This window comes from Nostoc sp. DedQUE09, from assembly GCF_034530915.1.
Classification (GTDB): Bacteria; Cyanobacteriota; Cyanobacteriia; order Cyanobacteriales; family Nostocaceae; genus Nostoc.
The window spans coordinates 21,132-27,181 of record NZ_JAVRCE010000088.1 but is presented as its reverse complement, the minus strand read 5'-3'; the positions used below and the strand labels follow the sequence as shown (position 1 = coordinate 27,181).

At 41.2% G+C, this 6,050-nt stretch carries 3 protein-coding genes and 4 pseudogenes; 4 read left to right on the top strand and 3 right to left on the bottom strand.

Going from position 1 to position 6,050, the window contains the following annotated elements; genetic code table 11:
* Positions 1 to 53: 53 nt before the first annotated feature.
* Positions 54 to 533 (bottom strand): annotated as a pseudogene (locus RMY27_RS32680) (IS66 family transposase); the annotation flags it as partial.
* On the opposite strand from RMY27_RS32680, the pseudogene RMY27_RS32675 reads away from it, so the two are divergent.
* Together RMY27_RS32675 and RMY27_RS32670 are read left to right on the top strand one after the other, a co-directional pair.
* Positions 533 to 1,207: pseudogene (locus RMY27_RS32675) on the top strand (AAA family ATPase); the annotation flags it as partial. The pseudogenes RMY27_RS32680 and RMY27_RS32675 overlap by 1 nt on opposite strands.
* Before the next feature lie 31 nt (positions 1,208 to 1,238).
* Positions 1,239 to 1,598, top strand: a pseudogene (locus tag RMY27_RS32670) (helix-turn-helix domain-containing protein); the annotation flags it as partial.
* Positions 1,599 to 1,648: 50 nt separating this feature from the next.
* Here RMY27_RS32670 and RMY27_RS32665 read toward each other — a convergent pair.
* Both RMY27_RS32665 and RMY27_RS32660 read right to left on the bottom strand, forming a co-directional pair.
* Positions 1,649 to 2,974: pseudogene (locus RMY27_RS32665) on the bottom strand (AAA family ATPase); the annotation flags it as partial.
* A gap of 439 nt (positions 2,975 to 3,413) precedes the next feature.
* Entirely contained in the window at positions 3,414 to 4,010 is a 597-nt protein-coding gene (locus tag RMY27_RS32660) for a GNAT family N-acetyltransferase (RefSeq protein WP_322668957.1), read from the bottom strand.
* 543 nt (positions 4,011 to 4,553) lie between these two features.
* Here RMY27_RS32660 and RMY27_RS32655 point away from each other — a divergent pair.
* Positions 4,554 to 4,838, top strand: a complete 285-nt coding sequence (locus tag RMY27_RS32655; protein ID WP_322668956.1) for a microviridin/marinostatin family tricyclic proteinase inhibitor — start codon at positions 4,554 to 4,556, stop codon at positions 4,836 to 4,838.
* 188 nt (positions 4,839 to 5,026) lie between these two features.
* Positions 5,027 to 6,016, top strand: coding sequence for an MvdC family ATP-grasp ribosomal peptide maturase (locus RMY27_RS32650; RefSeq protein ID WP_322668955.1), 990 nt, complete (start codon positions 5,027 to 5,029; stop codon positions 6,014 to 6,016).
* Positions 6,017 to 6,050 lie beyond the last annotated feature (34 nt).

Sequence of the window (6,050 nt, the reverse complement as noted above, 5' to 3'; positions counted from 1 at the left end):
TAATTCTTGATGCACTAATATTTAGTGTGCCTCATTTACCTCAAATCTGCTGTATTGACCCAATCGTTGTAACTGGCACATTCAAAAGTCTGGAACCATTGGGCGTAATGTCTAAAAGCTTCATCAATTAAATCAACAAATGCTTCACCAATAGCTTGGTTGTGAAGACCGGGAAGTTGAATTAATTTTTTGAAGTGACGACGTAGATGCGCCAAGCATTTCTGTTGGGCAAAAGCTTGATAGCCGTTATAAACACTAAAATCGTCGCTGATAATTACGCCTTGATATTGGGTTCCTAAAATTGTTTCTAATTCGCCTCTAGAGCGAGTATCAGCCGCAGTAAACAGACAAAATTCTGAATTGGCAACTACCCACAACCATTCTTTAACCCCTTTAACTGACCAGGGCGTTTCATCTACATGAACCTTAGGTTGCGTCTGTTTTACCCAACTACTCAATTCATTAATGCTCGGTTCAATTGCTTGAGTAATTCGTTCATTGGTGGCTACTATTGTTCCCAACCCAATTTCAAGATTTACTACGCGAGTGGCTCAATCGTCGGCGGCGGCTGTTCACCCAAGAGGCGCGAAGTCTCTCGTTACCACAACCAAAAGGTGTATTGCTAGCTGGCCCACCCGGAACAGGAAAATCCCACTGTGCTAAAAACATCGCTAGCATACTCAATCTACCACTTCTGCAACTCGATATTGCGTCCCTTCTAGGTTCACTAGTTGGCGAATCCGAAGGTAATGTTAAACGCGCACTGAAAACAGCATCCGCGATCGCACCTTGTGTTTTGTTTATTGATGAGGTCGAAGGTAGGTTTGATGAGGCTTTCTTTATTGATCTGCCCACTGAGCCAGAACGGGTACAGATTTTAGGGATTCATCTGCAACGCTTTGGCATTCACCTGGAATCAGAGTATTTGGAGGCGATCGCAGCTTCGACCGCGAAGTTTTCAGGGGCAGAACTGGAAACCCTTGCTTCGGAAGCTGCTCTGCTGGCATTCGATGAGGATAGACCGCAGCAGATAACACTTGCTGACCTCGAAGCCTGTCGTCAAACGATTACCCCGCTTGCAATTCAGGATGCGGCGGCGGTTTCTCGGATGAGGGAATGGGCATCAACCGCACGACGGGCTAGTAGTCCTGTGGTTGCAGCGAAAACTCAGTCTCTCAGAACTGCCAAATACAGAAACATGAACTGATGACAATTTGTAATTAGGACTTTGAGGAGCAGTGAAAATAGAGAAAGCCAAGCAGCTTACTGCAAAAAAATTTAAGCGAATGACTGGAGTGAGCCGTAAAACCTTTGAATTAATGGTTGATATGGTTAAAGCTGATGCTCAAAAGAAGAAGAAGCCTGCCCGTCGTCCTAAATTAATTATTGAAGACCAAGTTTTAATGGTCATCCAATATTGGAGGGAGTACCGCACTTACTATCACATCGGATTGGATTGGGGACTTTCAGAGTCAGCAGTTTGTCGAACGGTGTTAAAAATTGAAAATGCTTTAATTAGTTCAATAAAGTTCAGCCTACCTGGTAAGAAAGAATTATTAAAGATGTCTCCAAATTCAGGCTTAGTTGTCCTGGATGTGACAGTTCCATAAGTCATGACTTCTATTGGTGCAACACCAATACCTTCTACTATTGCAGCAAGTTGAGCTTCCCGACGACGTGCCACTTGTGTAGCGATTTGGTGTTCATAACCTTGGGTTGATGGTTGGTAAAACAATTGACCTTGCAAGCTAGAAGGTAAATATTGCTGTGCTACCCAATGATCTCGATAAGCGTGAAAATAGAGATAACCAGCCCCATGTCCAAAACCTTTTTTATCGCGATTGGCATCTTTAAGGTGAGTGGGAACTTCTGCAACATTTTCAATTTCTACTGCGCCTAAAGCATCAAAAAAGCCCATCAGGCTGTTGGATTTTGGTGCAGTTGCTAAATAAAGTACTGCCTGCGCCAAATGATAACGTCCTTCCGGCATTCCCACGCGATCAAAGGCTTCGGCACAGGCATTGGTGACGACAATCGCTTGTGGGTCAGCTAATCCGACATCTTCGCTGGCCAGAATTAACATTCGACGGAAGATAAAACGTGGGTCTTCACCTGCATAAACCATTTTGGCTAGCCAGTATAGTGCTGCATCTGGGTCAGAACCTCGTAAGCTCTTGATAAAAGCACTGATGGTATCAAAATGGACATCCCCTTCTTTATCGTATAAAACAGCACGTTGCTGAATTGATTCTTCTGCCACTGCTAGGGGAATATGAATAACACCTGTAGCATCGGGGGGTGTAGTTTCTACAGCCAGTTGCAAAGCATTTAATAATGAACGAGCATCACCGTTAGCAACATTAACTAGATGAGCTAAAGCATCTGTGTCAATTTGTACTGTTAAGTTGCCATAACCGCGTTCCGAATCAGCTAGTGTTTGCTCAACAATTTTGTATAAATCTTTATCAGTTAATTGCTGAAGTTGAAAAATCCGCGAACGGCTGACAAGTGCTTTATTGACTTCAAAAAAAGGATTTTCGGTGGTAGCACCAATGAGAATGATTGTACCATTCTCTACCCAAGGCAATAAGGCATCTTGCTGAGACTTATTAAAACGATGGACTTCATCGACAAAAAGAATAGTTCGTTGATTATGAAACTTGCGTTGTTGTTGGGCTATTTCAATTGCCCCTCGAATTTCTTTAACTCCTGAAAGTACGGCATTAATAGCGATGAAGTGAGCGCGAGTGGTGTTAGCAATAACCCGCGCTAAAGTAGTCTTGCCAGTTCCTGGTGGTCCAGAAAAGATTAATGAAGACAGTTGATCCAAGCTAATAGCACGCCGCAGTAGCCTTCCTTGCCCGATAATATGGTCTTGACCAACAAATTCATCAAGTGTCCGTGGACGCATCCGAGCCGCTAAGGGTGCTTCTTCTTCAGTGATTTTTGCAAGATGCTGGTCAAATAAATCCATTATTTAATTACTGCCAACTCTGATTTCTAAGAAAAATAAATTACTATCTCATTAATTATGACAACATTTGCTCTAGAATTTCTTTGTCTAAGGAGTGCAGCATTGGTGGGCACCAAGAAATTCTTTGATCGCCCAAATCAAATCAATTGTCTTTTCTGAGAAATTCCTCATCGTAATGTCGCATACTCTATTAGCTGTCTCTTCTATCTACTGGGGTGTTATTCTTCAGGTTGTTGAGTACAGCGGTTCTCAGTTGAGTGAGGTACAAGAACCCCACCCCCAACCCCCTCCCCGCAAGCGAGGAGGGGAATATGATGTACCTCATATGATTAGTAAACGCTATATCCACTCTATGCATATCTGAGAGTTGCAAGGATTTTTCATCTAAAATCTTAAATTGGTATGATTTATTTTTCGCGTATTTAGCAGGAGATGCCGTTTATTTATAAATTCTGTATTCAACCTCATCCAGAAGATCGCCACTCTTGTTAATCTGTTGAAACTCCCGAAATACTTTACCACCAAGACTTTCCGCAATTTTCCGGCTGGGGATATTTCTTTTATCAACAGGGTAGGAAAGATAATTGTATTCCAAATTTTTATCCACCCAGTCTTTTAGTGCATCAATTGCCTCTCTACCAAAACCATGACCATGAGCGGATTTTTTGAGCCAAATTCCTAACTCCGGTGTTTGAGTATCAATAGCACTAACCTCGCAAATTCCTAAAAACTCTAAACCATCCTTCTTGAGAATTACCAACACTAGGTCAGTGTGATTTTCTCGTTGTAGAATCATCTCTTTAATTATCTTTTCGGTTTCACTGAGACTCTGGGCTGGTTTCGGATACATAAAGATGGTAATTTCGCTTGTAAATTCTCGAAATACATCTTCTGTATGTTCCAACGAAATCGTTTGCAAAATCAGTCTTTTAGACTCTAAACTTACCTTTTCTAAATTCTCCATAAAACTGGCGCTGGCAACTACATAATCACTGATATAGAAACCAACCAAGGATATAACCCCGTCGGTATCCAATACTTTTCGGGTTTTGGGGGAAAGGGGAAAGGGAAAAGGTTTGAATTTACCTTTACCCGCAAACCCATTAACTTTTCTCCCAGACCAAAAAAGAGATTGTTGGGTTTATCCGAAAAGTATTGCGTCGGTATCTACAATAAGAGCGGGGACATCATCGATACGGGCACTAGCGATGATGCAATCTCTGGTGTCAACAACGTACACACTGACATGAATTCATATAATAAAGAAAATCCCAAAAGTTCACGAGATTACTATTATGTGCGGGTTTGGCATTAGCGATCGCCATCATGTTCACCTTGCACGCCGTCTATACTGCTTAAAAAAAATTATTATATTTTTAACTTTATACAAGCATAATTACACAAAAATAAATATTTTTTAAAGGACAAATTAATACTTATTTTGGTAAGTCAAACTTCGCCCCTTTCCGAGGGGGAGTTGATGTATAAACTCTTATTTTGGCAAAGATATTGGTAAGTATGATGTCATATAATATAGGTACAGGAGATATTTAAGTTCAGTTGTTATAGGAGAAAGATTGTGTCTGAAAACAAACCAGAAAAGTTGAATTCACAAGCAGTACCATTCTTCGCTCGATTCTTGGAAGGGCAAAGCCTTGAAGACCTTTCTGAGGAAGAATCAAAAGCGATTATCGGTGGTGGATGCAATAATAATGGCACAAACAAGAATAAGGATGAACTTGTAACAACTCTGAAGTTTCCATCCGATCAAGAAGAGGGCGCAGTAATCACAAAGCCTGATAAGGACGATTACGCTGTTACCCAGAAGTATCCTTCAGATGGTGATGACAGTTCGGTGTCTTGACCTTCATAGCTGCATACTTTTGATTACACCCGAGATGCGGTTTTAAAACTATTGTTAGTATAAAAATACATTTAGTGCCAACTTCATCTAGAGGTTGGCTTTCCATTAAAATTAAGTTCACTTTTTTAAAATTTTGCTTTCTCAAGAGTTGACAATAGTGAAAATGCAAAATCTAATAAAAATATTTTATGCACCTTGATCGTGATGTAGTTTTATTAATCACCCATAGCGGTGATTACTTTACAATTGATAGAGTTGCAGAAGCAGTATCAAAACTAGGCGCACAGCCATTTCGTCTTGATACTGATAAGTTTCCGATCGCACTCCAACTCCAAGCTAATTTAAGTAACTCTGGTAGCAATCATTCACTGATATATAACGATCGCTCCCTCAACACCGAGCAAGTGCAAGCAGTATGGATGCGGCGTATTTGGCAACCCGATCTCGGTCAAGAATTGGCTCCACAATTTCAAGCAGCCTGTTCTAATGAATCACTCGCAGTCTTAGATGGCTTTTGGGACAGCCTGAGAGATGCTAAGTGGGTGGATGATTTACGCCGGATAAGTGCAGCTGAAAACAAGTTACGCCAACTGCGGATTGCATCGGAAGTAGGTCTTGTTATACCTCGGACTCTCGTCACCAACAATCCTCAAGAAGCACGAGAATTTTTCCACCAAGTTAAGGGAAAAATGATTGTCAAGCTGCTCAGACCTCTTTCTTCTGGGATGCAAGCCTCCTCTTTTTTCATGTATACCAGCGCCGTTAAAGAAGAAGACTTACTTGATGCTGAAACACTGCGCTATTGTCCAGTTATGTTTCAAGAACAAATTCCTAAACAGCAAGAACTACGAGCAGTATATGTGAATGGCAATCTGTTTGTTGGGGCGCTAGATGCGTCTGAGTATGCAGCATCTACCCAGGATTGGCGACGTGAGACAAAAAATATTCTTACCTGGCAACCACAGCAATTACCTGATAAACTAATCCGTTGTTTAGATGCCTTTATGGCTAGGTTTGGACTGATTTTTGGAGCATTTGATTTGATTAAAACCCCATCAGGAGAATATGTTTTTTTAGAAATTAATCCTACAGGAGAGTGGGGGATGCTAGAGAGAGATTTGGACTATCCAATTGCTCTAGCTATTGCATCTGCACTACTTTCAACAAGCCCGAAATAAAATGCTCTTACTTAAAAATTCCCAACCAACTAAT

Excerpts from the sequence above, each read along its gene's own strand:
- RMY27_RS32650 (WP_322668955.1), top strand. The coding sequence starts at position 5,027 with ATGCACCTTGATCGTGATGTAGTTTTATTAATCACCCATAGCGGTGAT.